This is a genomic window from Micromonospora avicenniae (assembly GCF_900156065.1).
GTDB lineage: Bacteria > Actinomycetota > Actinomycetes > Mycobacteriales > Micromonosporaceae > Micromonospora > Micromonospora avicenniae.
Map to the genome: position 1 here is coordinate 200,702 of NZ_FTNF01000009.1, position 24,083 is coordinate 224,784.

At 72.0% G+C, this 24,083-nt stretch carries 20 protein-coding genes; 11 read left to right on the top strand and 9 right to left on the bottom strand.

The genetic code is table 11. The features are described from left to right. Positions 1 to 75: 75 nt before the first annotated feature. The 3 genes from BXA10_RS16335 to BXA10_RS16345 all read left to right on the top strand — a co-directional run bounded on the left by BXA10_RS16335 (position 76) and on the right by BXA10_RS16345 (position 4,998). A complete protein-coding gene (locus tag BXA10_RS16335) occupies positions 76 to 1,029 on the top strand; it encodes a hypothetical protein (RefSeq protein ID WP_076471214.1) in 954 nt (317 codons plus the stop codon). A gap of 163 nt (positions 1,030 to 1,192) precedes the next feature. Beyond that, positions 1,193 to 3,706: a bifunctional FO biosynthesis protein CofGH gene (locus BXA10_RS16340; protein WP_076471215.1), complete on the top strand. Its 2,514-nt coding sequence runs from the start codon at positions 1,193 to 1,195 to the stop codon at positions 3,704 to 3,706. Positions 3,707 to 4,740: 1,034 nt separating this feature from the next. Then, positions 4,741 to 4,998, top strand: coding sequence for a WhiB family transcriptional regulator (locus BXA10_RS16345; protein WP_007455784.1), 258 nt, complete (start codon positions 4,741 to 4,743; stop codon positions 4,996 to 4,998). A 103-nt stretch (positions 4,999 to 5,101) separates the two neighbouring features. On the opposite strand, the gene BXA10_RS16350 is transcribed toward BXA10_RS16345, so the two are convergent. Further along, the gene (locus BXA10_RS16350; protein WP_076471216.1) at positions 5,102 to 5,551 is read right to left on the bottom strand and encodes a metallopeptidase family protein; all 450 of its coding nucleotides are present in this window, start codon (positions 5,549 to 5,551) and stop codon (positions 5,102 to 5,104) included. A gap of 162 nt (positions 5,552 to 5,713) precedes the next feature. On the opposite strand from BXA10_RS16350, the gene BXA10_RS16355 reads away from it, so the two are divergent. Further along, positions 5,714 to 6,076: a DUF3499 domain-containing protein gene (locus tag BXA10_RS16355; protein ID WP_076471217.1), complete on the top strand. Its 363-nt coding sequence runs from the start codon at positions 5,714 to 5,716 to the stop codon at positions 6,074 to 6,076. A 48-nt stretch (positions 6,077 to 6,124) separates the two neighbouring features. Here BXA10_RS16355 and BXA10_RS16360 read toward each other — a convergent pair whose 3' ends face one another. Continuing rightward, positions 6,125 to 6,478, bottom strand: a complete 354-nt coding sequence (locus BXA10_RS16360) for a nitroreductase/quinone reductase family protein (RefSeq protein ID WP_076471218.1) — start codon at positions 6,476 to 6,478, stop codon at positions 6,125 to 6,127. A 310-nt stretch (positions 6,479 to 6,788) separates the two neighbouring features. Between BXA10_RS16360 and BXA10_RS16365 the strand changes: the two genes are divergently transcribed. Then, positions 6,789 to 9,281 carry a hypothetical protein gene (locus BXA10_RS16365; RefSeq protein ID WP_076471219.1) on the top strand — a complete coding sequence of 831 codons (2,493 nt, stop codon included), beginning with the start codon at positions 6,789 to 6,791 and terminating at the stop codon, positions 9,279 to 9,281. Between the two features lie 63 nt (positions 9,282 to 9,344). Here BXA10_RS16365 and BXA10_RS16370 read toward each other — a convergent pair whose 3' ends face one another. The 3 genes from BXA10_RS16370 to BXA10_RS16380 form a co-directional block, all read right to left on the bottom strand. Beyond that, entirely contained in the window at positions 9,345 to 9,725 is a 381-nt protein-coding gene (locus BXA10_RS16370) for a DUF779 domain-containing protein (RefSeq protein WP_076471289.1), read from the bottom strand. A gap of 98 nt (positions 9,726 to 9,823) precedes the next feature. Then, a complete protein-coding gene (gene adh / locus BXA10_RS16375) occupies positions 9,824 to 11,329 on the bottom strand; it encodes an aldehyde dehydrogenase (protein ID WP_076471220.1) in 1,506 nt (501 codons plus the stop codon). A 39-nt stretch (positions 11,330 to 11,368) separates the two neighbouring features. Continuing rightward, positions 11,369 to 12,652 (bottom strand): GAF domain-containing protein, encoded by a 1,284-nt coding sequence (locus BXA10_RS16380; RefSeq protein ID WP_076471221.1) that lies wholly within the window; start codon positions 12,650 to 12,652, stop codon positions 11,369 to 11,371. Positions 12,653 to 12,940: 288 nt separating this feature from the next. On the opposite strand from BXA10_RS16380, the gene BXA10_RS16385 reads away from it, so the two are divergent. From BXA10_RS16385 to BXA10_RS16405, 5 genes are all read left to right on the top strand, one after another. Next, on the top strand, positions 12,941 to 13,606 hold the full coding sequence (locus BXA10_RS16385; RefSeq protein WP_076471222.1) for a response regulator transcription factor: 666 nt from the start codon (positions 12,941 to 12,943) through the stop codon (positions 13,604 to 13,606). Then, entirely contained in the window at positions 13,603 to 14,661 is a 1,059-nt protein-coding gene (locus BXA10_RS16390; protein WP_076471223.1) for a sensor histidine kinase, read from the top strand. Before BXA10_RS16385 ends, BXA10_RS16390 begins: the two co-directional genes overlap by 4 nt. A gap of 147 nt (positions 14,662 to 14,808) precedes the next feature. Next, entirely contained in the window at positions 14,809 to 17,022 is a 2,214-nt protein-coding gene (locus tag BXA10_RS16395) for a pyridoxal-phosphate dependent enzyme (protein WP_245828274.1), read from the top strand. After that, complete coding sequence (locus BXA10_RS16400) at positions 17,019 to 18,152, top strand: D-alanine--D-alanine ligase family protein (RefSeq protein WP_076471224.1); 1,134 nt, start codon at positions 17,019 to 17,021, stop codon at positions 18,150 to 18,152. Before BXA10_RS16395 ends, BXA10_RS16400 begins: the two co-directional genes overlap by 4 nt. Next, entirely contained in the window at positions 18,149 to 18,784 is a 636-nt protein-coding gene (locus tag BXA10_RS16405; RefSeq protein ID WP_076471225.1) for a M15 family metallopeptidase, read from the top strand. The genes BXA10_RS16400 and BXA10_RS16405 overlap by 4 nt, the downstream gene beginning before the upstream one ends. A 135-nt stretch (positions 18,785 to 18,919) precedes the next feature. Here BXA10_RS16405 and BXA10_RS16410 read toward each other — a convergent pair whose 3' ends face one another. The 3 genes from BXA10_RS16410 to BXA10_RS16420 are packed head-to-tail and all read right to left on the bottom strand — an operon-like array spanning position 18,920 to position 21,225. After that, positions 18,920 to 19,909 carry an ABC transporter permease subunit gene (locus BXA10_RS16410; RefSeq protein ID WP_076471226.1) on the bottom strand — a complete coding sequence of 330 codons (990 nt, stop codon included), beginning with the start codon at positions 19,907 to 19,909 and terminating at the stop codon, positions 18,920 to 18,922. Then, positions 19,906 to 20,793: an ABC transporter ATP-binding protein gene (locus BXA10_RS16415; protein ID WP_076471227.1), complete on the bottom strand. Its 888-nt coding sequence runs from the start codon at positions 20,791 to 20,793 to the stop codon at positions 19,906 to 19,908. The genes BXA10_RS16410 and BXA10_RS16415 overlap by 4 nt, the downstream gene beginning before the upstream one ends. A gap of 12 nt (positions 20,794 to 20,805) precedes the next feature. Then, a complete protein-coding gene (locus BXA10_RS16420; RefSeq protein ID WP_076471228.1) occupies positions 20,806 to 21,225 on the bottom strand; it encodes a GntR family transcriptional regulator in 420 nt (139 codons plus the stop codon). A gap of 132 nt (positions 21,226 to 21,357) precedes the next feature. On the opposite strand from BXA10_RS16420, the gene BXA10_RS16425 reads away from it, so the two are divergent. Further along, positions 21,358 to 22,797 (top strand): aldehyde dehydrogenase family protein, encoded by a 1,440-nt coding sequence (locus tag BXA10_RS16425; RefSeq protein WP_076471229.1) that lies wholly within the window; start codon positions 21,358 to 21,360, stop codon positions 22,795 to 22,797. A gap of 12 nt (positions 22,798 to 22,809) precedes the next feature. On the opposite strand, the gene BXA10_RS16430 is transcribed toward BXA10_RS16425, so the two are convergent. Then, positions 22,810 to 24,042 carry an SUKH-3 domain-containing protein gene (locus BXA10_RS16430; RefSeq protein WP_076471230.1) on the bottom strand — a complete coding sequence of 411 codons (1,233 nt, stop codon included), beginning with the start codon at positions 24,040 to 24,042 and terminating at the stop codon, positions 22,810 to 22,812. Between the last annotated feature and the right edge of the window lie 41 nt (positions 24,043 to 24,083).

Here is a 24,083-nt window from a genome sequence, read left to right on the forward strand (position 1 = left end):
GCCTGCGGTCCTCCGGTGGCCCGGGAGACTAGGCTCACGTCCGGCAAACCGTCCGCCTCGCCCCTGGGAGAGCTAGTGACCAGCCCCGCCGAGCCCGCGTCCGCCGACGCGAACCGGGCCCGCCAGCTGACCAAGCCGCTACGCGAACTGGCCGCGTTCGCGCTGCTCGGCGCGAACGCCGTGTTCCTGTTCGTCGGCCTGATCCGGCTGCTGACACCGACCGACTACGGCAGCTTCAGCGACCGTGCGGGTAGCTCCTTCTTCGCGTTCGTCGGCTTCGAGGCCGCGGCGTTGCCGCTGCTGGCCGTGCTGCTCGCCACGCACATCGAGCCGGTCCTGTCGAAGGCGAAGACGATCACCCAGGTGGCGCTGGTCGAGTACGCCGTCGGCGCCCTGTTCGGCGCGCTGACGTTCCTGATCGCGACGGTGGGGCGGCTGGCCGAGGGCGCGGTCCTCGACACCCTGCTCGGCCTGCTCACTCGGCTTGCCCAGCTGGCGCTCTTCGCGGTGGCCGTGTACGTCGTGTACACGATCTGGCGGGCGTTCTACTACGTGCCGAAGCCCAAGCCGCAGCCCGGCGTCTACGGCTCGCCGCAGCCCGGCTGGCCGCCGCAGCCCGGTGGCTGGCCGGGCGCGGGCCAGCCCGGCGGCTACCCGGTGCCCGGCCAGCCTGGCGCGTACCCGGCGCCAGGCCAGCCGACGGGCTACCCGTACGCCGGTCAGCCCGGCCAGCCCGGCCAGCCCGGCCAGTACGGGCAGTACGGTCAGCCCACGCCGCCGTTCACTCCGGCGCCGCAGTCGGCTCCGCCGGCCAACGTCGTGCCGCAGTCCGCCCCGCCGGCGAACCCGGCCCCGCCGTCGGCACCGCCGTTCGGGCAGCCGCCGTCGGCGGAGCCGACCCAGACGATTCCGCGTCAACCGGCCGAGCCCACCCAGGCCATCCCGCGCCCCGGCGACGGCGAGAGCGACCGGACCCAGCCGATCAACCCGGGCGACGACCCGCTGAACCCCGGCGACGCGCGAGCCTGACCGGTACGCACGCGTTCACCGAAAGAGTGGCCTTCTGAGCTGGGTAGGCCACTCTTTCGGTGAACGTGTGTCCTTCCGCGCCCGGGCGGGTGTGGCGCGTGTCGGGGGTGTGGTTGCCCACGAGGGCGGTAAGGCGCCGCCGATGACCGCTTAGGCTGGGCGGATGGTTGATCGCACCGACTCCGCGCCGACCGAGGCGAGTGTGCGCCGGGCGTTGCGCCGCGCCGCCACCGGCCGGGCGCTGGACGTCGACGAGGCGACCGCGCTGCTCGGCGCGCGCGGCGACGCCCTCGACGAGCTGCTCGGCGTTGCCGCCGGAATTCGTGACGCCGGACTCCGTGACGCCGGCCGGCCCGGGGTCGTCACATACTCCAAGAAGGTCTTCATCCCACTCACCCGGCTGTGCCGGGACCGCTGCCACTACTGCACCTTCGCCACCGTGCCACACCGCCTCCCGGCGCCCTTCCTCGACCGGGACGAGGTGTTGGCGATCGCCCGGGAGGGCGCGGCACAGGGCTGCAAGGAGGCGCTGTTCACCCTCGGTGACCGGCCGGAGGAGCGCTGGCCGGCGGCCCGGCGCTGGCTGGACGAGCGCGGCTACGACTCCACACTGGACTATCTGCGTGCCTGCGCGGTGGCGGTGCTGGAGGAGACCGGGCTGTTGCCGCACCTGAACCCCGGTGTGCTCTCCTGGTCCGAGCTGCAACGACTCAAGCCGGTCGCCCCCAGCATGGGCATGATGCTGGAGACGACGGCGACCCGGCTCTGGTCCGAGCCGGGCGGCCCGCACTTCGGGTCGCCGGACAAGGAACCGGCGGTACGGCTGCGGGTGCTCGACGACGCCGGCCGCGTCGGCGTCCCGTTCACGACGGGGATCCTCATCGGTATCGGGGAGACCCACGCCGAGCGCGTCGACGCGCTCTTCGCGATCCGCCGCGCCCACCGGGAGTACGGCCACCTCCAGGAGGTGATCGTGCAGAATTTCCGCGCCAAGCCGGACACCGCGATGCGCGGTATGCCGGACGCGGAACTGTACGACCTTGCGGCCACTGTGGCGGTGGCCCGGCTGCTGCTCGGCCCGCGGATGCGCATCCAGGCGCCGCCGAACCTGATCGAGGGCGAGTACGACCTGCTGCTGCGCGCCGGCATCGACGACTGGGGTGGGGTCTCCCCGGTGACCCCGGACCACGTCAACCCGGAGCGTCCCTGGCCGCAGCTGGACGAGTTGGCCCGGCGTACGGCCGACGGCGGGTTCACCCTGCGGGAGCGGCTGACCATCTATCCGGAGTACGTCCGCGCCGGCGATCCGTGGCTGGATCCGCGCGTCCTGGCGCACGTCACCGCGCTGGCCGACGCGGAGACCGGGTTGGCCGTCGAGGACGCCCACCCGGTCGGCCGGCCGTGGCAGGAGCCGGAGGAGGTCTTCGGCGGGCGTACCGATCTGCACGTCACGATCGACACGACAGGCCGCACCGGCGACCGTCGGGGCGACTTCGACAACGTGTACGGCGACTGGGCCGAGGTCGCCACGAAGGTGACCGCCGCACCGGCGCCGGCCGGTGCGGGCGACCACGATCTGCGCGCCGGTCTGCGACTGGCCGCAGACGATCCGGCGGCCCTGCTGGAGCCGCGGCACACCGACGCCGCGCTGGCACTGTTCGGCGCCGACGGCCCGGCCCTGGACGAGCTGTGCCGGATCGCCGACGACGTGCGCCGCTCGGCGGTCGGCGACGACGTCACGTACGTGGTCAACCGCAACATCAATTTCTCCAACGTCTGCTACGTGGGCTGCCGGTTCTGCGCGTTCGCCCAGCGCGAGCGGGACGCGGACGCGTACCGCCTCTCGGTCGACCAGGTCGCCGACCGGGCCGAGGAGGCGTGGGCCGCCGGCGCGACCGAGGTCTGCCTGCAGGGCGGTATCGACCCGAAGATGCCCGTGACCGGGTACGCCGACATCGTCCGGGCGATCAAGGCGCGGGTGCCGGAGATGCACGTGCACGCGTTCTCGCCCATGGAGATCGTCACCGCGGCCGCGAAGGCCGGCGTGCCGGTGCGGGAGTGGCTGACGCAACTGCGGGAGGCCGGGCTGGACACCATCCCGGGTACGGCCGCCGAGATCCTCGACGACGAGGTCCGCTGGGTGCTGACCAAGGGCAAGTTGCCGGCGGCCGCCTGGGTCGAGGTGGTCTCCACCGCACATGAGCTGGGCATCCGGTCCAGCTCGACGATGATGTACGGACACGTCGACCACCCGGGGCAGTGGCTCGCCCACTTCCGGGTACTCGCCGGGGTGCAGGACCGTACGAATGGCTTCACCGAGTTCGTGGCGCTGCCCTTCGTGCACACCAACGCCCCGATCTACCTGGCCGGGATCGCCCGGCCCGGTCCGACGTGGCGGGAGAACCGGGTGGTGCACGCGATGGCGCGGCTGCTGCTGCACGGCCGGATCGACAACATCCAGTGCTCCTGGGTGAAGCTCGGCGACGCCGGCACGGTCGCCATGCTCCAGGGCGGTTGCAACGACCTGGGCGGCACCCTCATGGAGGAGACCATCTCCCGGATGGCCGGCTCGGCGAACGGGTCGGCCCGGACGGAGGAGCAGTTGCGGGCGATCGCGGCGGCCGCCGGACGTCCGGCGCGTCGGCGGAGCACCGCGTACGGAACCGTCGGGTCCTGAGAGGGCGATCGAGAAGGCCGTGCCCGCTGCGCCGGCCCCATTCGACGCGCGGCGGCGTTGTCGGTCCGCCCGGATGCCACCTGGGTATCCGGGCGGACCTCCGCCGTGTCGAACGCCGTCATGGTCAACTCGCCTTCCTTGTAGTCGGGGTATCGCCTTGATCGGGATACCCCGACATCATGGAAGGCGAGTGGATCTCGACAATTGCGTGCCGGGGCGAATTCGATTCCGGATCATGCGGGTCGAATGGCTTCCGCGCCACCGCCTGGTCGCACCGATCGGCGAAGCCGGGTGTCGGCGGGGGTGGGCGCGGTCGGGCAACCAGTTGTTCACGATGCCGAGGGCGTTCGATGTTCGTCCCTGGCCGGGATCGTCTCGCCGGCCGGGCGGGCGGGACCCCCGTGCGGACCGGCCGCAGGCCGGGCCGCCGTGCGGTCCACCGTGCGCCGCGTTCGAACCCGCGTCGAGGTCCGTACCGTCTGGTGGGAAGTTTCGGCACTGGCCTTCGCGGGGCTGGCGGAGGCGTGGTGATCGGTCGGAGCAGGACGCGCCCGCGTCGTACGCATCTTCGTCCACTCTCGTCCGTGGTGCCTCGTCCACAATGTGGGCGAGCCGCGATCGTCGGCGGTCGCTCGACGGGCGGTCCGTCGCGAGTCGCGTTAACCTGGTGCCCCACCAAGATCAGCAGTGCTGTCCGGGTGCGCCCCCGTGGCGTTTCGCGACCGCTCCGGCGCGGCCGGCGCCGGTGCGCCACGGGGAAAAACTCCGGCAACTCGCCGGAGAGGGCGTTACTCGGCCGGGGTCTGAATCGATAGGGCAGGTTGCGAGGCCGGGTGGTCGGATGGCCGTCCGGGTCATGTCGGGAGGACGACTCCATTATCAAGTTTGGCTTGACGGCGCACGTATTACACGCGTGTAATTTGAATGGGGTTGTTCGCGCGGAACGCATCAAAACCGGACCGGACGGACACGCACGCCTTTCGCGTGGGGGGTTGCAGCGGCGATGACGCCGGTGCGCGACAAGGAGGCATTTGATGGACGGCCAGCTTGAGGTGGCCGACCTGCTCGGAAACGCGCCGGAGTGGCAGGAGCGGGCGCTCTGCTCGCAGACCGACCCGGAGGCGTTCTTTCCCGAGAAGGGCGGCTCGACCCGTGAGGCGAAGCGGATCTGCTCGCGTTGCGAGGTCAAGACGGAATGCCTCGAATACGCTCTCGGCCACGACGAGCGGTTCGGGATCTGGGGCGGTCTCTCCGAGCGGGAGCGGCGGAAGCTGAAGCGGCGGGCCGCCTGATCGACGCGGAGCCCGGGCGGTGGGGGCCGCCCGGGTGCAGGCGTGTGACCAGGGTCTCCGCGAGCGGGTGAGTCGTGACCGGGTCCGGTGGGGGCCGGACCGGTCAGGCCAACTCGTCCGGATCGACTCCGAGCAGATTCGCCACCTGTTCGATGATCACGTCGTGGACCAGGTCGGCGAGGTCCTCCCGGTCCATCGCCCGGAACTCGAGCGGCCGCCGGTAGAGCACGATCCGGGGTGGCACCTCCTGCCGGCCCGGCCGCCCGGGCAGCAGGCGTGCGAGCGGCACCTCGCCGTCCTCGAGCACGTCGGAGTCGTAGACGTTCAGCTCCGGCGGGACGTCCTCCACCGCGAACTCGACCCCGGCCAGCTCCTTCGCGAAGCGCCGCTCAAGCGTCTCGACGGTGTCCAGGACCAGGTCGTCGAAGACCTCGGCCTTCGTCCGGGCCAGCGGTACGGTGGCCGGCACCAGCCGTCCGCGCAGGCCGCGCCCGTGCCGGTCGCGGTGTGCGCGCCGGCCGGAGCCGGGGCGGCGGTGTTCCGGGCTCGTCATGAGGCAAAGGGTAGCCCCGGGCGACCTCGGCCGGTGGCAGCGCCTCCGTTCGGGCGTGCCGGGGCCGGGCCGGCACCGAACCCGGGAATTGTGATCACCGTGACGGGCGTGTCGCAACGCGAACCGGTGCGCCGGACCCGGTAATGGAGATACCCTGCCGCCGTGAGGTCACCACGGCGCTGCTCCCGAAACGGCTGCCCCCGGCAAGCGGTCGCCACATTGACCTATGTCTACAACGAGTCGACCGCGGTGGTCGGCCCCCTGGCGGCCTTCGCCGAGCCGCACACGTACGACCTCTGCGAGCCGCACGCCCGCAGCCTGACCGCCCCGCGGGGCTGGGACGTCGTTCGCCACGAGGGCGAGTTCGAGCCGCCCCCGCCCACCACCGACGACCTGGTCGCACTGGCCGAGGCGGTCCGTGAGGCGGCACGTCCGACTCCGCGTCCGCCGGAGGACGACCAGGACAAGCAGTCCCATTCGACCGGCCGCCGAGGTCACCTGCGGGTCATTCCGCCGAACCTCTGAGGCCGGGCGGGCGGGCGGGCTCGCGTCGCCGCCGCTCGCCGACCCCGGTCAGCCGAGCGGCACCTGCACCGCCACGTCGTGCCTCGGGTAGTAGCTCTCCACCTGGTCCGCGCCGTACTTCTCGCGAAACAGCGACACCACGTGGTCGACCCGATCCGGGTCCTGGATGAGGGTCGCCGTCGAGTTGACCGCCGTACCGTTCGCGGCCACCCGGATCACCGGCGTCTGCCGGACGTTCTTGTACCAGTCGCTGTCGGGGCCGGAGACCGGCACCAGGAACATGCTCTGCTCCTCCTGCACGAACCAGACAGGGTGGGAGATCTGCCGGCCCGTCCTCCGGCCGGTCACGGTGATCTCGACTTCGCGCTCGCGGGCGAACGCGTCCATGGCCTCCATGCTCATGCGAGCCTCCGTCAACGTCGCTGAGCCGCTCCTGCCTGTCAGGCTAGGTATCCGGAGGGCGCCTCGGTGCCGGTTCCGGCACACCGGCCACTCAGCGACGATCTCCCGCCTCGTGATCGAGGCGGCCGGACGCCTCGGCGAGAGCCGCCAGGCCACCGTCGGCCGGCCGGCGCCTGCCGCGGGGAGCCGGGCCGGAGCGTATGGCGGCCGGGTCGTGCGGGGCCCGACGTGGCGTCACCGGGTAGAGATTCCTTGCGGTCAATTGGCATAGTGCCCGGTGCGACGCCGGCCCGCAGCGGAGGAGTGCTCAGTGGACATCGTGGCGGAGATCGGTGCGGAGCATCTCGACGCGCTCGGTGAGGGCGACCTGCGGCCACTGCGTCGCTGGCTCTCCGGGCTGCTGTGCCGGCCCGGCGGTCTCGCCGTCGAGGAGTTCGACCTGCTGGCCTCGCTCTCCACCTGGGATTCGGCGCTGGTGGAGCAGCTGCGGCTACGATCGGCGATCGAGCATGCGCTGACGGTGGCCGCACCCCTGCCGGGAGCGGCACCGGCCCTGCTGCTCTACCTCGAGGCGCTCTTCGAGGAGTACTGGGAAGAGGCCTGGGACATCGAACCGGCGCTGGAGCACATGCGGTTCGTGGGCGAGGGGTGGTCGCGACTCACGGCGCAGGGGCAGGCGGTCGACGTGGCGACGGCCGGGCTGGTGCTGCAGATGATCGAACTACTGGCCCTCGAGATGGTCTGCTACGACGCCGGGTACGCCGGCTCCCTCGCCGCGTGGTCCGAGCTGGCCGGACGGGTGGCCGGCCGGGCCGAGCGGATGCTGGCGGACGCCGCATCCTGCCCGCCGTCCCCGCTGTCGGCCTTCGTGACCGACCAGGCCGGCGGCGACGTCCGCTACTACCGCGCGGTCTCCCTGGCGGCGCGGGCGGTCCACGACCACTTCACCACCGGCGGAAGCGATGTGGGCGGCGCGATCGGGACCCTGCGTGAAGCGGAGGAGAGCCTGCCCGACGGCATCGAGCGCAGCGAGCTGCGGGCGCACCGCTACGCATTGGAGGCGCTCGCCGCCTCCGTCGAGCAACCCTGGCTCCGCGTCGAGCACGGTCAGATCGTCTACCTCTACCCCTTCGGTCTCTTCGAGGAGGTACCCGGTGACGGAACGTGGATGGGGGCGCCGCCGAGCGTCAACCTGCCCCAGGAGCTGATCAGCGCTGCTCGCCGGGAGGCGCGCGACTGGACCCTCGCGGGCTGCGCGATTCGGGACCATCCGCGGGCCGATGTGTCGGCCGATCTCTCACTGAGCGATGTCTGGAAGGGCGACGACCCGCACGCGCGCCAGTACCGCGGCATGACGATCATGCTGCCAGACCTGGAGATCAGGGACGTCGACCGGCCCGAGGCGGAGCCGCAGACCTTCACTGTCGAGTTGCGGCTGTCGGAGTTGGGCAACCACTTCCTGCGTATCGCCGGGCAGCTCTCCGGGGCCACCCCACCGCAGGTGTACGCGGCCATGGTCCGGGTCGCCCCCGAGTCCGGCAACCTGGCCCAACTCGGCATTCCGCTGCGGATGGTCGAGACGGACCCGTCGGCCCCGCAGTGGTATCGGCTGTCGGACTTCGCGGACCGGGTGATCTCCGATCTGACCGGGCAGCTCGCCCGGGCCACGGCCCGGCGGGTCCGGTGCAGCGGGCGCCCGGGCATGTACCACGTGCTGCTCTCCGTCGGCCGGGCCGCACTCGTCTCGCCATCGACCGGCGCAGTCGAGCCGGTTCGTACGGCTGCGGAACTGCTCTCGGCGTTCGGCGCGCAACCACTCTGCAACCCCGTACGGGACGGATTGAGCGCCGTGGCGGAGTGGCTGCGCTATCCCGTCGACGCGGCGCGGCTCCCCGTCGTGGACGTGTCCCGCTTCCATGGTGATCTGCTGATGTCCAGCTGCAACACGACCTTGATGATGACGCCGGGCACCCCCAGCTACCAGATGCGGTCGATCGCCGAGACGGCAGAGTTCGTGGCCTCCCTAGACGGCATGTTCGCCAGCTGGCAGGGCCAGCTGGCCAGTTACCACCAGGTGGTGCTGGAGAAACTGGCCGAGATGACCACACGGCTGGACCGGACGCGCACCGGGCTGGGCCCGGCGGCGGCCTCCTCGTCCGCGCACCGGGACGATGTCGAGGAGCTGACCGAACTGCAGGGGCGGCTGGAGGCCCTGCAGCTCCGGATGCACGCCTTCGTCATGTCGAGCCGTACCGTCCTGATGTTCCTCACCGCGCCGTCGCTGGTCACGTCCCCGGCGATCCGGGTGACGATCGACCAGCTGCTCGCGGCCGCGCGCTTCGGTGAGCTTCGCGCCGAGTTCGAGGACATGGTCGACAAGGTCGCCGACCGGGCCGGTGCGCTGGTCGAGGCGTCGATGCGTCGCCAGCAGGAATGGGCGATCGCGGCAGCGCGGGCCGCGCGAGAGCGGGAGGAGCGGGAGCTGCGGCTGAGATTGGCGCGCGAGGAGGCGACTGCGCGGCGGCGGGCGGAGCGTGAGCGAGTCAACCGCCGTCGGATCGACATCCTGCTGGGCGTGGTCGCGGCGATCGGTCTCTCCGGGGTGATGCAACTGATCCAGGCCGGCTACGACCTGCGTACGTTCTGGGCGCTGATGCTGGCCCTCGTGGTCTTGGCAATCGCGGTGCTGGTCGGCTACGTGTTGCATCGGCTGCACCGGGAACGGCAGGGGCCGGAGGCGGATCCAGCGGCCGGCCCGGTGGACGGCGGCGGTGGCGCGACCGGACAGGAAGCGTCCGGGTGACCGGCGAAAGTGTCAGCGACCTGAGCCACCTCACCGTGGCAGATCGCCGTCGGCCGACCCGGGTCAAGCGAGGTCGTCCGGCCGTGCGGCCCCGGCGAGCTGGGAGCGGATCAGGAAGCGGACGCCTTCCGGGGCCTCCAGGGAGAAGCCGCTGCCCCGGCCGGGCACCACGTCCACAGTGAGCCTCGTGTGTTTCCACAGGTCCCACTGCGCACGGGACATCCAGAACTCCACCGGCTCCGGCACACCGTCGATCTGCAGCGAGGCGAGCAGCACGTCCGAGCCGCCGGTGCGGAACTCGCCCGCCGGGTAGCACATCGGGGCACTGCCGTCGCAGCAGCCGCCGGACTGGTGGAACATCAGCGGCCCGTGCTGCTCCCGTAGCGACCGGAGCAGCTCCGCCGCGGCCGGCGTCACGGAGACCGGTTCCGCCGGGCGAGGCAGCGAGATCGGTGCCGCCGCCCGAGGAAGTGGAACGGGGCCGGGCGGCGCCGCGGCGCCCGGCGGACCGGGAACCGCGGCGCCCGACGGGTCGGTGCCCATCAGAAGAAGCCGAGCTTCTTCGGCGAGTAGCTGACCAACAGGTTCTTGGTCTGCTGGTAGTGCTCCAGCATCATCTTGTGGTTCTCGCGGCCGATCCCGGACTGCTTGTACCCGCCGAACGCCGCGTGCGCCGGGTACGCGTGGTAGCAGTTGGTCCACACCCGTCCGGCCTGGATCGACCGTCCGGCCCGATAGGCGGTGTTGATGTCCCTGGTCCAGACGCCGGCACCGAGCCCGTACAGGGTGTCGTTGGCGATCTTCACGGCTTCGTCGAGGTCGGCGAAGGAGGTCACCGAGACCACCGGACCGAAGATCTCCTCCTGGAAGATCCGCATCGAGTTGTCGCCCTCGAAGATGGTCGGCTCCACGTAGTACCCACCGGACAGCTCACCGCCCAGGTCGGCCCGCGCCCCGCCGGTCAGCACCTTCGCGCCCTCCTGCCGGCCGATGTCCAGGTAGGACAGAATCTTCTCCAGTTGGTCGTTCGACGCCTGCGCGCCGATCATCGTCTCGGTGTCCAGCGGGTGCCCCTGCCGCACCGCCCTGGTCCGCTCCACCGCGGCCGCGAGGAAGTCCGAGTAGTGGCCCTGCTGGATCAGCGCCCGCGACGGGCAGGTGCAGACCTCACCCTGGTTGAGCGCGAACATGGTGAAGCCCTCCAGCGCCTTGTCCAGGAAGTCGTCGGACGCGGCGCTCACATCGTCGAAGAAGATGTTCGGGCTCTTGCCGCCCAGCTCCAGCGTGACGGGCTTGATGTTCTCGCTGGCGTACTGCATGATCAGCCGCCCGGTGGTGGTCTCGCCGGTGAACGCCACCTTCGCCACTCGCGCCGACGAGGCGAGCGGCTTGCCCGCCTCGACACCGAAGCCGTTGACCACGTTGACGACGCCGGGTGGCAGCAGGTCGGCCACCAGCGAGAGCCAGTGGTGGATCGACGCCGGGGTCTGCTCGGCCGGCTTGAGCACCACGGCGTTGCCGGCGGCGAGGGCCGGGGCGAGCTTCCAGGTGGCCATCAGCAGCGGGAAGTTCCACGGGATGATCTGCCCGACGACACCCAGCGGCTCGTGGAAGTGGTAGGCGACCGTGTCGTCGTCCAGCTCGCCGACGCTTCCCTCCTGGGCCCGGATCGCCCCGGCGAAGTAGCGGAAGTGATCGATGGCGAGCGGGATGTCCGCGGCCAGCGTCTCGCGTACCGGCTTGCCGTTCTCCCAGGTCTCGGCGATCGCCAGGGATTCGAGGTTCTCCTCCATCCGGTCGGCGATCCGGTTGAGGATGCGGGCCCGTTCGGCCACGGACGTGCGGCCCCACGCGTCGGCGGCGCCGTGCGCCGCGTCGAGGGCCTTCTCGACGTCCTCGGCGGTGCCCCGGGCCACCTCGCAGAAGGTCTCGCCGGTCACGGGGGTGGGGTTCTCGAAGTACCGTCCGCCGTGCGGCTTGACGTACTCGCCGCCGATGAAGTGGTCGTAGCGGGACTGCCAGTGGGTGGGCGCGTCGTAGCGCGTCATGGTTACCTCCGCCGTCGAGGTGCGGTGACGGCGGCGACGCTAGTCACCGGAACGTTGCAACGACGTTGCGCGCGGCAGGCCGTACTCCCGGGCGAGCTGGTGGACGCGGGCGACCGCGAGTGGTCGGCGCGGCGCGCCCGGCGGCAGCGCCCGCGCCAGCGCCTGCCAGGCGGCCAGGTCGTCGGCGCCGGCGGGCGTTGTGGTCCAGGCCGCGAGCAGCGCCGGATCCGTCGTGGCGAGCACGGCCGCCCGGAGTTGGCCGTCGATGAGCCGGCGCAGGCGGGCCACTCCCGGCGCGTCGGAGGTGGGCAGCAGCGGACCTGTGTACGCGTCGAGCGCGCCGGCCGGGTCGCCCCGGTCGAGCAGGGCGGTGACGGAGCGGAAATCCGCACGTACGGTCCCGCGTAGCCGGTACGGGCGGGAGTCGAGCAGTTCCGGGCCGAGTACCCGGCGCAGCCTGGACAGTTCGGCGCGTACGGTGACCGGGTGCAGCCGGTCGTCGCCGTACAGGTCGAGGCCGAGTTGCTCCCCGGAACGCCCCTCGGGGTGCTCGAGCAGCAGCACGAGCAGTTCGCTGTGCCGGCGCCCGAGCCGGACCCGCCGCCCGTCCACCCGTAACTCCGCCTCGTCCCGGCCGAGCGCCAGGACGGTCGCCACGCCCGGTTCGGACGGCCGCTCCGCGGCGAGTTCCGCCTCGGCGGCGCGGGCGGTGGCTCGTACCAGTGCCAGGCTCTGCGGGTTGGCCAGGTGGTCGCCGCCGGTGATGTCGACCGCGCCGAGCAGCCGCCCGGTGCGCGGATCGTGGATCGGTGCGGCCGCGCACGTCCAGCGCTGCACCCGGCGGCTGAAGTGCTCGGTGGCGAAGATCTGCACGCTGTGGTCGACGGCCAGCGCGGTGCCAGGGGCGTTCGTGCCCGCGTGCGCCTCGTCCCACCGGGCGCCGGGGACGAAGTTCATCGCCTCCGCGCGCCGGCGCACCCCCGGATGGCCCTCGACCCAGAGCAGTCGTCCGTGCGCGTCGCAGACCGCCATGAGGTGCGCGCCGTCGAACGCGATGCCGCCGAGGAGGTCCCGGAAGAGCGGCAGCACCCGGGCCAGCGGGTGGGCGGCGCGGTAGTCGACCAGCGCGTCGTCGGTCAGGTCGACCGGCGCGGTGGCCTCCGGGTCGAGCAGGGCGGATCGCTCCCATGACCGCCGGACCACGTCGCGGACCCGGCCGGGGGCGGTGCCGACGGTGAGGAACGCCTCGTGCGCGGCGGCGACCTGCGCGATCCGCTCCGCGGGATCGGCGCCGAGTTCCAGGGCGAGCCACGGGTCAGCCACCGGCGACCTCCTTGCGCCCATGGTGACCCAGGTCACCCCTGCCCGCCAAGTGCGCGGTCGACGGAGTCGGAGTGAGCCCTCGGCGTGATCCGGTTCACTTCGTGACGTCGCCGCGCGTCCAGAGCCGGGACGGATCGCCTCGTACGGTACGAACAGGACAGCGCCGATTCGCCCCCGCTTGTCCCTGCTCCCGGGTCGTGGACGATTGCTCGGGCGGGTGTTTACAAAACGCTTATCTCCCGCTTGAGACCGTATGCCGGACAACGAAGGATCACGGGAGCGGCAAGCGTGCGGGTGCTGGTGGCGGATGACGAGCGGTTGTTGGCGGACATGATCGCCGAGGGGCTGCGTCGGGTCTCCATGGCGGTCGACGTCTGCTACGACGGCGACGGGGCGTTGGAGCGGATCGCCGTGAACCGGTACGACGTGGCCGTGCTCGATCGGGACATGCCGGGGCGGACCGGCGACGAGGTGTGCCGCAGCCTCGCCGGATCGGACGCCGGCACCCGGGTGCTGATGCTCACCGCGGCCGCCGGCATCCGGGACCGGGTGGAGGGCCTCGGCCTGGGCGCCGACGACTACCTGACCAAGCCGTTCGCGTTCGCCGAGCTCGTCGCCCGGGTGCAGGCGCTCGGCCGCCGGTCCGCGCCGGCCGTGCCGCCGGTGCTCGAGCAGTACGACATGGCGCTGGACGTCGCCCGGCACACGGTCACCCGCGACGGACGTCCGGTCAACCTCAGCCCGAAGGAGTTCGCCGTCCTGCACGTGCTGATGCGTGCGAACGGTCGGGTCGTCAGCGCGGAGGAACTGCTGGAACAGGCGTGGGACGAGTTCGCCGACCCGTTCACCAACGCGGTGCGGGTGACGGTGATGACCCTGCGCAAGAAGCTCGGGCAGCCGGCCATCATCCACACGGTGCCCCGGGCCGGTTACCGCATCGGCGGGCCGGAGTGAGTCCGCGCCGCCGCGTCGTGCTCGTGGGCGTGCTCGCGCTGCTCGCCGGGCTGTTCCTGCCCGGCCTCGGCAAATGGGTGCTGGGCATGCTGTGGCTGCCCGCGGAGGAGATCTGCGGTCTGCCGGCCCCCGGACTGCGGTTGGCGTGCGATCCGGCGCGCCAGCTCGACAACGCGATCCCCCAACTGGTCGAACTCGTCCTCGCGGTGGTCGCGGTGGTCGGGGTCTGGGGTGCCGCGGTCTGGTGCCTGCGGCCGGTACGCGACCTCGCCGAGCCGATCGCGCACGTCGGGCCGCAGAACCTCGGCTACCGGATCCGGCGGCGTGGCCGTGACGAACTCGCCCAGCTCTCCCGGGCCATCGACCAGATGATGGAACGTATCGCCGCTGGGTACGACGGGCAGCGACGGTTCGCCGCGAACGCCTCGCACGAGCTGCGTACACCGCTGGCGGTCCAGCGGACGCTGATCGAGGTCGGCATGGCTCAGGCGCTCACCGGCGAGCAGCTCGAGTTGCTGACCGCCCAGCTGTTGCAGACCAACGAGCGCAACGAGCGGCTCATCGAGGGGCTGCTCGCGCTCAGCGAGAGCGATCAGGGACTCCGCTCCTCCACCCCGCAGCCGCTGCACGAGATCACCCGCGCGGTGCTGGCCGCGTACCAGGATCGGGCGACCGCGGCCGGGGTGACCGTGGAGAGCCGGCTCGCACCCCGGGTCGTGATGGGGGAGCGGGTGCTGCTGGAGCGCCTGGTGACCAACCTCGTGGAGAACGCGATCAAGTACAACCGGCCCGGCGGTCGGCTCGCCGTCACGGTCGGGCGGACACCGGCGCTGACCGTGGCCAACACCGGGCAGATCGTGCCGGCGGAGGCCGTCGCCGGCCTGTTCGAGCCCTTCCGGCGGCTGGCTCGTGACCGGACGAACCAGAGCGGTGGCGCCGGACTGGGGCTCGCCATCGCCCGCTCGATCACCCAGGCACACGACGGCATCATCGCCGCCCGGCCCCTCGAGGGCGGCGGCCTGAGCGTCGACGTCCAGCTACCCGTACCGCACTAGATCGGCAGCGCCGCCGACCAGAGACCGAACCGATCGGCCCCGGGATCCGTGTATACGCGGATCCCCGACTCCGGCCTGCCCGGAAAGGCAGGCGGTCCGCGCCCGCGGCCCGCCGGCACCGCCCGGAGCCGGAGAGGAAAGGACGTTGTGACCATCGCAACCGAGACGTCGACCGCGCCCGCGGTGCCAACGAAGGCGGGGCGCGAGGCGTGGGCCGACGTGGCCAAAGGCACCTGCATCATCCTCGTGGTGCTCTGGCACGTGGTGGTGAAGGACTACCTCCAGATCGACTGGCGGGTCGGCATTCCGGTGCCGGGGGCATGGGGACTGCTCGGTGAGCAGCTGCTGCCGCTGCGGATGCCGCTCTTCTTCACCATCTCCGGGATCTTCGCGGCCAACGCGGTCAATCGGTCGTGGCGGACCGCCGCCCGCCCCCGGGTCGCCGGCAACCTGTACCTGTACGCGATCTGGCTGCTGGTGCACACCGCGCTGCTGGCCCTCTCCCCGGGCTTCCCGACCGACCGGGCCACCAGCTTCGGCGGGCTGCTGGCCCAGCTCACCATCACGCCGTCCAACCTCTGGTACCTGTACGCGCTGGCGCTCTACTTCGTGGTGGCCAAGGCGCTGCGCCGGGTCCACCCGGCGGTGCTGCTCGGCGTCTCGGGCGTGCTGTCGGCCGTCGCCGCAGCGGGGCTGCTGGACACACCCGGCAATCGGGGCGGTGTGTACCAGAACCTCGTGTTCTTCCTCGCCGGCGTGCACCTGCGGCCGTACCTGACCCGCTGGGCGGCGACCGCGAACCGTCGGCGCCTGGTCTGGACCGCCGCGGTGTACGTGGCCGCGCTGGCCTTCATGGGGCTGGCCGCCGCCGAGCAGTGGTTCGGCGTGTGGCCGGTCGTCTCGGTCACCGCGGTGGCGTTCGGCATCACGGCGGCGGCTATTGTCGCCCAGCGGGCGCGGGCAGCCGGCGCGATGCTCGCCACGCTGGGGCGCCAGACGTTGCCGGTCTACGTGATTCACATGCCGGTGCTCGCTCTGCTGCACCGGCTCCTTGCCGGCCCGGTCGCGGAGCTGAACGGGCCGGGACGGGAACTGCTGGTGGCCGGATATCCGGTCCTGGTAACCGCGGCGGTGCTGGCGCTGAGCCTGGCCATCCACCGCGGACTGCTGGCGGTCGGCGCGTGGTGGATGTTCCAGCTGCCACCGCGTACCGGCCGGAAGCGCAACCGTGAAGGAGAGATCATGTCGCGCACAGAACGGCCGACCGAGGTCCCACCTGCAGCTTCGGTGCCGGAGACGGTCCCGATCCGGGCCGTACCGGACCGGGCGCGGGTGCAGGAGGCCGCGTGGTGGCTGGCCGGCCGCGTGGTGCGGACGCCGGTGCTCAACTCTCCGGCGATCGACCGGCTGGCCGGGGTCCGGATCCTGATGAAGGCGGAGAACCTCCAGACCGGCGGCTCGTACAAGATGCGTGGCGCGATGCTGGCCGTGGGCCGGCTCGCCGCGGCCGGATACACCGGCGTGGTGGCCCAGAGCACCGGCAACCACGGGGTGGCAGTGGCCCTCGCGGCCGGCCGGCACGGTCTGGCAGCGACGGTCGTGTTGCCGGTCGACGCGGCGGCGACCAAGGTGGCCCGGGCGCGGGCGGCGGGAGCGAACATCGTCTTCGCGGGCAGCACGCTCGAGGAGCGGATCGCGACCGCCCGTCAGATCAGCGAAGCCCAGGGACACCCACTGATCGACGCGTACGACCACCCGGACGTCATCGCCGGGCAGGGCAGCGCGAGCCTGGAACTGATCGAGGAGGCGGAGCGCGCCGGCACGCCGCTGGACGCGCTGGTGGTGCCGGTCGGCGGTGGCGGCGGCGTGGCGGGTGCCTGCCTGGCCGCCTCGGGCACCCCGATCGAGGTGTACGGGGTGGAGCCGGTGGGCTGCGACTCCCTGGCCCACAGCCTCGCGGCCGGCCGGCCCACAGCGGTCTCACCGGCGCCCACCATCGCCGACGGGCTTCGCCCCACTTGTGTCGGTGAGCTACCCTTCGCGGTCGCACGCGACGCCATCCGGGGCGTCGTACGGGTCAACGACGACCAGATCGCCGAGGCGTTCCAGATGCTCCTGCTGGAGCTGAAGGTGCTCGCCGAGCCGTCCGGCGCGGCCGGGCTCGCCGGTGCGCTGCGGCTTGCGGCGGACCTCGGCGAGGCGGTCACCAAGCCCGGCGCCGTGCAGAGCGGCGAGGGGCGGGAGCGGTACCGGACCGTCGGCGTGGTGCTGACCGGCGGAAATGTCGAAGCAGAACTCGTCGCCCGGTTGGCGACCCGGCAGTTCGCCAGCCTGGCGACTATGGAAGGGGTGGCGGCATGAGCACGCCTGTCCGGATCGGAATCCTGTTCGGTGGCCCGTCCGCGGAGCATGAGGTGTCCTGCGCCTCCGCGCTCGGCGTGGCCCGGGCCCTGGCCGACGCCGGCCACCAGGTGTTCGCCATCGGCGTGACCCGCACCGGCGGTTTCCGGCTGGTGCCGGACGCCACGCTGGCGGAGCTGCGCGCGGCTGTCGGGACCGGGCTGGCCATCGAAGACCGGCTCACGGTGACCGGGCCGGTGGTGGAGCTGCGTACCGGTGACCGCGCGGGCACCCTCGCGGTGACCGCGGCCGACGCCCCCGGCACCGTCGCGGCCGAGCTGGACGTGGTGTTCCCGGTCCTGCACGGTCCGTACGGCGAGGACGGCGTGCTGCAGGGGTTGCTGGAGTCCCTCGGCGTGCCGTACGTCGGGTGCGGCATCCTCGCCTCCGCGATCGGTATGGACAAGGTCGCCATGAAGCGTGCGCTGCGCGCCGAGGGGGTACCGGTCACCCCGCAGGTGTCGTTCGACGCGCAGACCTACCGGACCGTGGACGACCCGGAGAAGCTGGTGCTGGGGCTGCGCCGGCCGCTGTTCGTGAAGCCGGCCCGGATGGGGTCCTCCATCGGCATCTCCCGCGTGGCCGAGGGTGACGACCTGGCGGCCGCCATCGAGGAGGCGCTGAAGCACGACAACGTCATCGTGGTCGAGCAGGGCGTGACCGGCCGGGAGCTGGAGGCCGGCGTGCTCGGCGGGTGGCGCCCGGAGGCCTCGGCGGTCGGCGAGGTCCAGGTCAAGGGTGGCTGGTTCGACTACCAGCAGAAGTACTTCGGTGACAGCGACCCGATGATCGTTCCGGCGTCGCTGCCGGAGGAGGTCACCGAGCGAATCCGGGAACTCTCCGTACGGGCGTTCGCGGCGATCGGCGGCTGGGGCCTGGCCCGGGTCGACTTCCTCTACGACGAGGTGAACGGCGACCTGTACGTCAACGAGCTGAACACGATGCCCGGCTTCACCGCGCACTCGATGTACCCGAAGGTGTGGGCGGCGTCCGGCGTCAGCTACCAGGACCTCGTGAGCCGCCTGGTCGAGCTCGCCTTCGTCCGGCACGCCGAGCGTCCGGTGAGCACCCCAGTGGAAGACCCCCGATGATCCTGCTCTCCGATCCGCGAGTGGCCGCGGTGCGGAGCGAGGACGACGGCGACGAGCTGGTCGACCTGCGGGAGGTGCCGGAATTGCGGCTCGACGTCCGCGCCGCCGATGCCGCCGGGTCGTACGCCCGGGTACGGCGCGGCGTCGCGGACCGGCTGCTCGCCGCGCAGCGTGCCCTCCCGACGGGCCTGCGTCTGCTGGTCATCGAGGGTTACCGCCCGTACCAGGCACAGCTGGAGATCTTCACCGGCTACCGGGACGAGCTGCGCCGGCGGTACCCAGAGTGGTCGCCGGAGCGGCTGCACGTGGAGACCACCAAGTTCGTCTCGCCGGTCGAGGTGGCCCCGCACAGCACCGGCGGGGCGGTCGACCTGACCCTCTGCGACGCGGACGGTCTCGAGCTGGACATGGGCACGGTCGTCGACGCCACCCCGGAGGCGAGCGCGAACGCCTGCTTCACCGCGGCCGACAACATACCGGCGGCGGCGCGGCGGAACCGGGAGATCCTGGTGGCCGCGCTCAGCGGGGCGGGAATGGTGAACTATCCGACGGAGTGGTGGCACTGGTCGTACGGGGACCGCTACTGGGCCCTGATGACCGGCGCCCCACACACCCGTTACGGTCCGTTGTGATTCCGGCGCGCCGCTGAACGTCCTGCCCGCCGTGCTGAGCTGACCGGGCCGGCGGGAACGCCGTGGCGGCCACCCCCGTGAGGGGACCGCCACGACGTTCCCGCCCGCCCGCATCCCGCCGCCGGTCGGGGCGGTCTAGGCGACACGGCGGATCCCTCGCAGGGCGAGGTACAGCAACACGGCGGCCAGCGCGACGAAGATGCCGGACTCGATGCCCTGGAACAGCCAGAACCGGTCGGCCGGCTGGTAGAGCTGCCAGTTGTAGGCGCCCTCGCCGAACTCGACGATGGGTGGACACTTTCCGCCCGCAGGGCCCGCGGCGCCCGAGCACGCGGCCTGGGCGTCGGAGAGCACCATCCTGCCGCCGGCGTTCCGGATGCCCTTCTCGAGGATCCAGTCGCCCAGTGCGCCACCCGGCTCCCCGATCGTGCCCTGGATCGGAATGGTCCGGGTCTCCGGCGGCAGGTAGTGCGGCCTGGCCACGACGGTCAGCAGGATGCGCAGGCCGACGAACCCGCCGAGCGTCACCGCCATCGCGGGCATCATCCTCGGCCAGTGAACCCCGGCGCAGACGCCCAGGGCGATCGCGAAGAGGGTGTACCCGATCGGGGCGATCCCCTGCATGTCGAAGAAGATGACGTCGAAACGGCTCTGTTGCGCGGCCCCGGTCAGCGGCGTGGCCCACCAGGACATGCCGAGCCCGTAGACCACGGCGACGATCACCGCGACGACCGCGACGAACCCGAACTTCACCAGCGCCCACTGCCGGCGTCCGACCCCCTGTGTCCAGGCGAACCGGTGGGTGCCCTGCTCGACCTCGCGGGCGACGAGCGGGGCCCCCCAGAACAGCCCGACGATCAGCGGCAGGACGAGGAAGAGCACGCCGATCAGGGACATCGAGTCGAACCGGTCGGCGAACTGGTTCAGGGCCCGGTTGCACAACCGGGCGCGCTCCGGGTCCGGCTGGGCGGCGTTCAACACCCGGAGGCACTCGGCCAGGCCCTTGTCGGCGTACGAGGCACGCATCATCAGCCCGGTCGGAATCATGAGGGCGGCGAGCGCGACCAGGCCCACCAGGGTGAACAACGCCTGCCTGCGGTGCTGGCGCCAGGTCAGCCAGATCATGCCGGCACCTCCCAGTCGGTGCGGGCGACGGTCGTCTCGCCATCGGCGAGGTAGGCGAGGATCACGTCCTCCAGCGTCACGTCGTGCACCGTCCACTCCGGATCGACGACGCCGTCGATCCGGGCCAGCAGGGTGGACTGACGTTCCGTGTGCCGTGCCCGTACCACTGTGCCGACCCCGGCGATCGTCTCACCGACGTGCCGCGGCCCCACCAGCTGCCGGTGCGCGTCGACCAGGTCGTCGACCGCGCCGGCGAGCCGGACCCGGGAGGAGTGCAGGACGACCAGGTGGTCGCAGGTGCGTTCCAGGTCGGCGAGCAGGTGGGAGGAGAGCAGCACCGTCGTTCCGGAGTCGGTGACGCTGCCCATCAGCGACTGGAGGAACTCGCGGCGGGCGAGTGGGTCGAGGCTGGCGACCGGTTCGTCCAGCAGCAGCAGCCGGGGCCGCTTGGCCAGGGCGAGTGCGAGCGCGACCTGAGCGCGTTGGCCGCCGGAGAGCCTGCCGACCGGCAGCTTCGGCGGGATGCCGAGCTGGGCGAGCCGTTCCCGGGCCAACGCGGCGTCCCAGCGCACGTTCATCCGGCCGCCGAGTTGCACCAGCTCCGCCGCGGTGAAGTCGCGGTAGAGCGGGGTGTCCTGTGCGACGAAGCCGATGTCGGGCAGGGTGGCGGGGTTGTCGTACGGCGAACGACCGAAGATCCGCACCTCACCCGCGTCGGGCTGGAGCAGGCCGACGGCGAGGTGCAGGAGAGTGCTCTTGCCGGCGCCGTTCGGGCCGACGAGGCCGACGATCCGACCGGCCGGCAGGCGGAACGAGCAGTCCTGCAACGCCCACCGTCTTCCGTACCGTTTGCCGAGCTGCTCGGTCTCCAGCGCGATGTCCATCTGCTCTCCCTTTCAGCCGGCTGAGGCGGCGGGTTGCGTGCGGGCCGCCTCAGCGGCGAGCGTGGCCCGCAGAGTGGTCTCGACCAGGGCGATGACGTCCTCGGGGGTGAGGCCCGCGGTGCGGGCGCGGCGGAGCCAGGCCACCAGGTCTTCGCGCAGCTCGGCCTGGTCGGCGAGGGGCGGCCCGCCGAGCGTGCGGCGGACGAAGGTGCCGACGCCGGGACGTCCCTCGACGAGACCCTCGATCTCCAGCTCGCGGTACGCCTTCAGCACCGTGTTGGGGTTGATCGCAAGCGACTGAGCCACGTCACGCACCTTGGGCAGCTGGTCGCCGGGCACCAGCAATCCCACGCGCAGGGCCTGCTTCACCTGTTGGATCAGCTGCACGTACGTGTTCACCTTGGACCGGGCGTCCAGTACGAACTCGATCACCTGAGCCCTCTCTATAGTCCTACGACACTAGGACTATAGGATGGAATGGGGTCTCGTGGGTGCCCCGTCCGCGACACGCACGCCGCCGAGCAGCCGGATCAGTCGGTCGAAGGGCCGGTCTAGGCTTCGATCGTGGAGTCGAGAGCGTTCTACGTAGCCGGCCGCCCCGCTCACGGCGAGGTTGAACTGACCGTCCTCCATCCGTACGACGGGCGGGTCGTGGGGCGTACCACCGTGGCCACGCCGGACCAGGTCGAAGCGGCCGTGTCGGCCGCGGCCGAAGTGGCGGCGGAGGCCGCGGCCCTCCCGGCGCACGTGCGCGCGGGCGCCCTCGACCACGTGTCGCGCCGGCTCAGCGAGCGCGCCGACGAGGTGGCCCGGCTCATCACCGCCGAGAACGGCAAACCGCTGAAGTGGGCCCGTGCGGAGGTGGCGCGCGCCGTCGCCACCTTCCGCTGGGCCGCCGAGGAGGCCCGGCGCTTCTCCGGCGAACTGCAACGCCTCGACACCGACCCGTCCGCCACGGGCCGGATCGCGCTCGTGCGCCGGGTGCCCCGCGGTCCCGTGCTGGGCATCACGCCGTTCAACTTCCCGCTCAACCTGGTCGCGCACAAGGTCGCCCCGGCCGTCGCGGTCGGTGCGCCGATCGTGGTCAAGCCGGCGCCGGCCACCCCGCTCACCGCACTGCTCCTGGGCGAGCTGCTCGCCGAGACCGCCCTGCCGGCAGGGATGTTCTCGGTGCTGCCGCTGCCCAACGAGTGCGCCGCCGAGCTGGTCGCCGACCCGCGGTTGCCGGTCGTGTCGTTCACCGGCTCCGGACCGGTCGGCGCCGAAATCCGCCGCTCGGTGCCGGAGAAGCACGTGACCTTGGAGTTGGGCGGCAACGCCGCGGCCGTCATCTGCGCGGACTGGGCGGCCGACGAGGACCTGACCTTCGCCGCGCAGCGGATCGCCACGTTCTCGAACTACCAGGCCGGGCAGTCCTGCATCGCGGTTCAACGGGTCTACGTGCACGAATGGCTCTACGACGGTTTCCTGCCCCGGCTGCTCGCCGCCGTGCAGGAACTACGCACCGGAGATCCGAGCGACGAACGGACCGACGTCGGGCCGCTGATCTCCGCCGACGCGGCCCGCCGGGTCGAGGCGTGGGTCGACGAGGCGGTCGTGGCCGGCGCGACGATCGAGGTCGGCGGCCGCCGCGAGGACGCCACCTATCCGCCGACCGTGCTCTCCGGAGTGCCCGCCGACGCCAAGGTCAACGCAGCGGAGATCTTCGGGCCGGTGCTGGTGGTCACCCGCGTGCAGGACGACGAGGCCGCGTTCGCCGCGGTGAACGAATCGGCGTACGGGTTGCAGGCGGGCGTCTTCACCCACGACGTACGTACCGCGTTCCTGGCCGCCCGGGTGCTGGAGGTGGGTGGGGTGATCGTCGGGGACGTGCCCTCGTACCGCGCCGACCAGATGCCGTACGGCGGGGTGAAGGGCAGCGGCGTGGGCCGCGAGGGGCTGCGCAGCGCCATGGAGGACTACACCGAGCCCCGCGTGCTCGTGCTCACCGGCGTGCGCCTCTAGGCCGCCCGTCGCTCACCACGTGCCGTCGTCCCGGACGCGGGGCGCGTCCCGTCCGAGCAGCAACGTGGTCAGCGCGGCGTCGACGTCCGAGCCGAGGAACCACTCGCCCGCCTGGTCCAGCGCGAAGACCCGGCCCTGCTCGTCGACGGCGAAGATGCTGTCCCCGTGCTCGGAGCCGAACGGGAACAGCCGGCTGCCGAGCACGGCCGCGAAGTCGGCGAGGGTGTCGGCGCTGTGCGCACCGCGCAGCGGGTTGGTGGTGAACCGGCTCACCCACACCCGCTCGCCAGGACCCCGCCGCCGGCTGAGGATCGCCGGGAAGTCGGTCAACGCGCGTACGGCTGCCGGGAACGGAACGTGGCGGTGCCGCTGGCCCCGCACTTCGGAGGTCTCCCGGATCGCTCCGGCGCACAGCACCTCGTTGAGCGGGCCGTCCGCCCAGCCACCGTCCATGAGGGAATCCGCCACCTCCGGGGGAAACCGCTCGGGCCGGTGCGTGGGCTGGTGGTCGGGCCGCCACTCCTGCGTGTAGGCCAGCGTCGACCAGGGGAGGACGTTGAAGTGCACGAGGAAGTTCAGGCACGAGTCGCAGGGGCGCTCGGCGAGCCCACCGGCCGGGTCGCCCGGCTCACGCACGCGGAACACCTCGAAGCGGGCCGCGGCGAACAGCATCTCGGCGTCACCCATGCCCATCGGCGCGATGCCCTCGGTGTCGCGGCGGTGGTCGTACTCGTGCAGCACGTCGGAGACCACGACCAGTTCGGCGTGCCGGTCGCCACCACGGCCGAGGTGACCGGCGGGTAGTTCGTCGAGGTAGCGGCGGACCAGCGGGTGATGCCGTAGCTCCACGTCCCCCTTGGCGCCCCGCGCCCGGAACAACCGGCCGTCGAGGGTCAGGTGGGCGACGGCGCCCGGGGTGGGCAGCCGGCGGATCTCCCGCAGGAGTTGGCCCGCCGGATCGACGGTACGCGGAGCCCTCGGGCCGGTCGGCCGGTTACGCCGGTAGAGCTCCTCGACCACGTTCGGCGGGACCCGCGGCCAGGTACTCACCTCGCCGGTCTCGCGGTCGACCACCGTCGTCGGCAGGTCGCCCGGGAGCGCCCGGGCGCCGGTGGACACAGTGGACGTGATGACGAACCCCAGGTCGAACTCGTCGACGGTCGGCACGCACTCGTAGCCGAGGCGTTGCGAGTCGCGGTTGGCCCACGCGGCGGCGAGTTGCTCGGCCTGATGACGGTCGATCACCCCACAAAAACTACCGGACCCCACAGGTTTCGTGGCGCCCG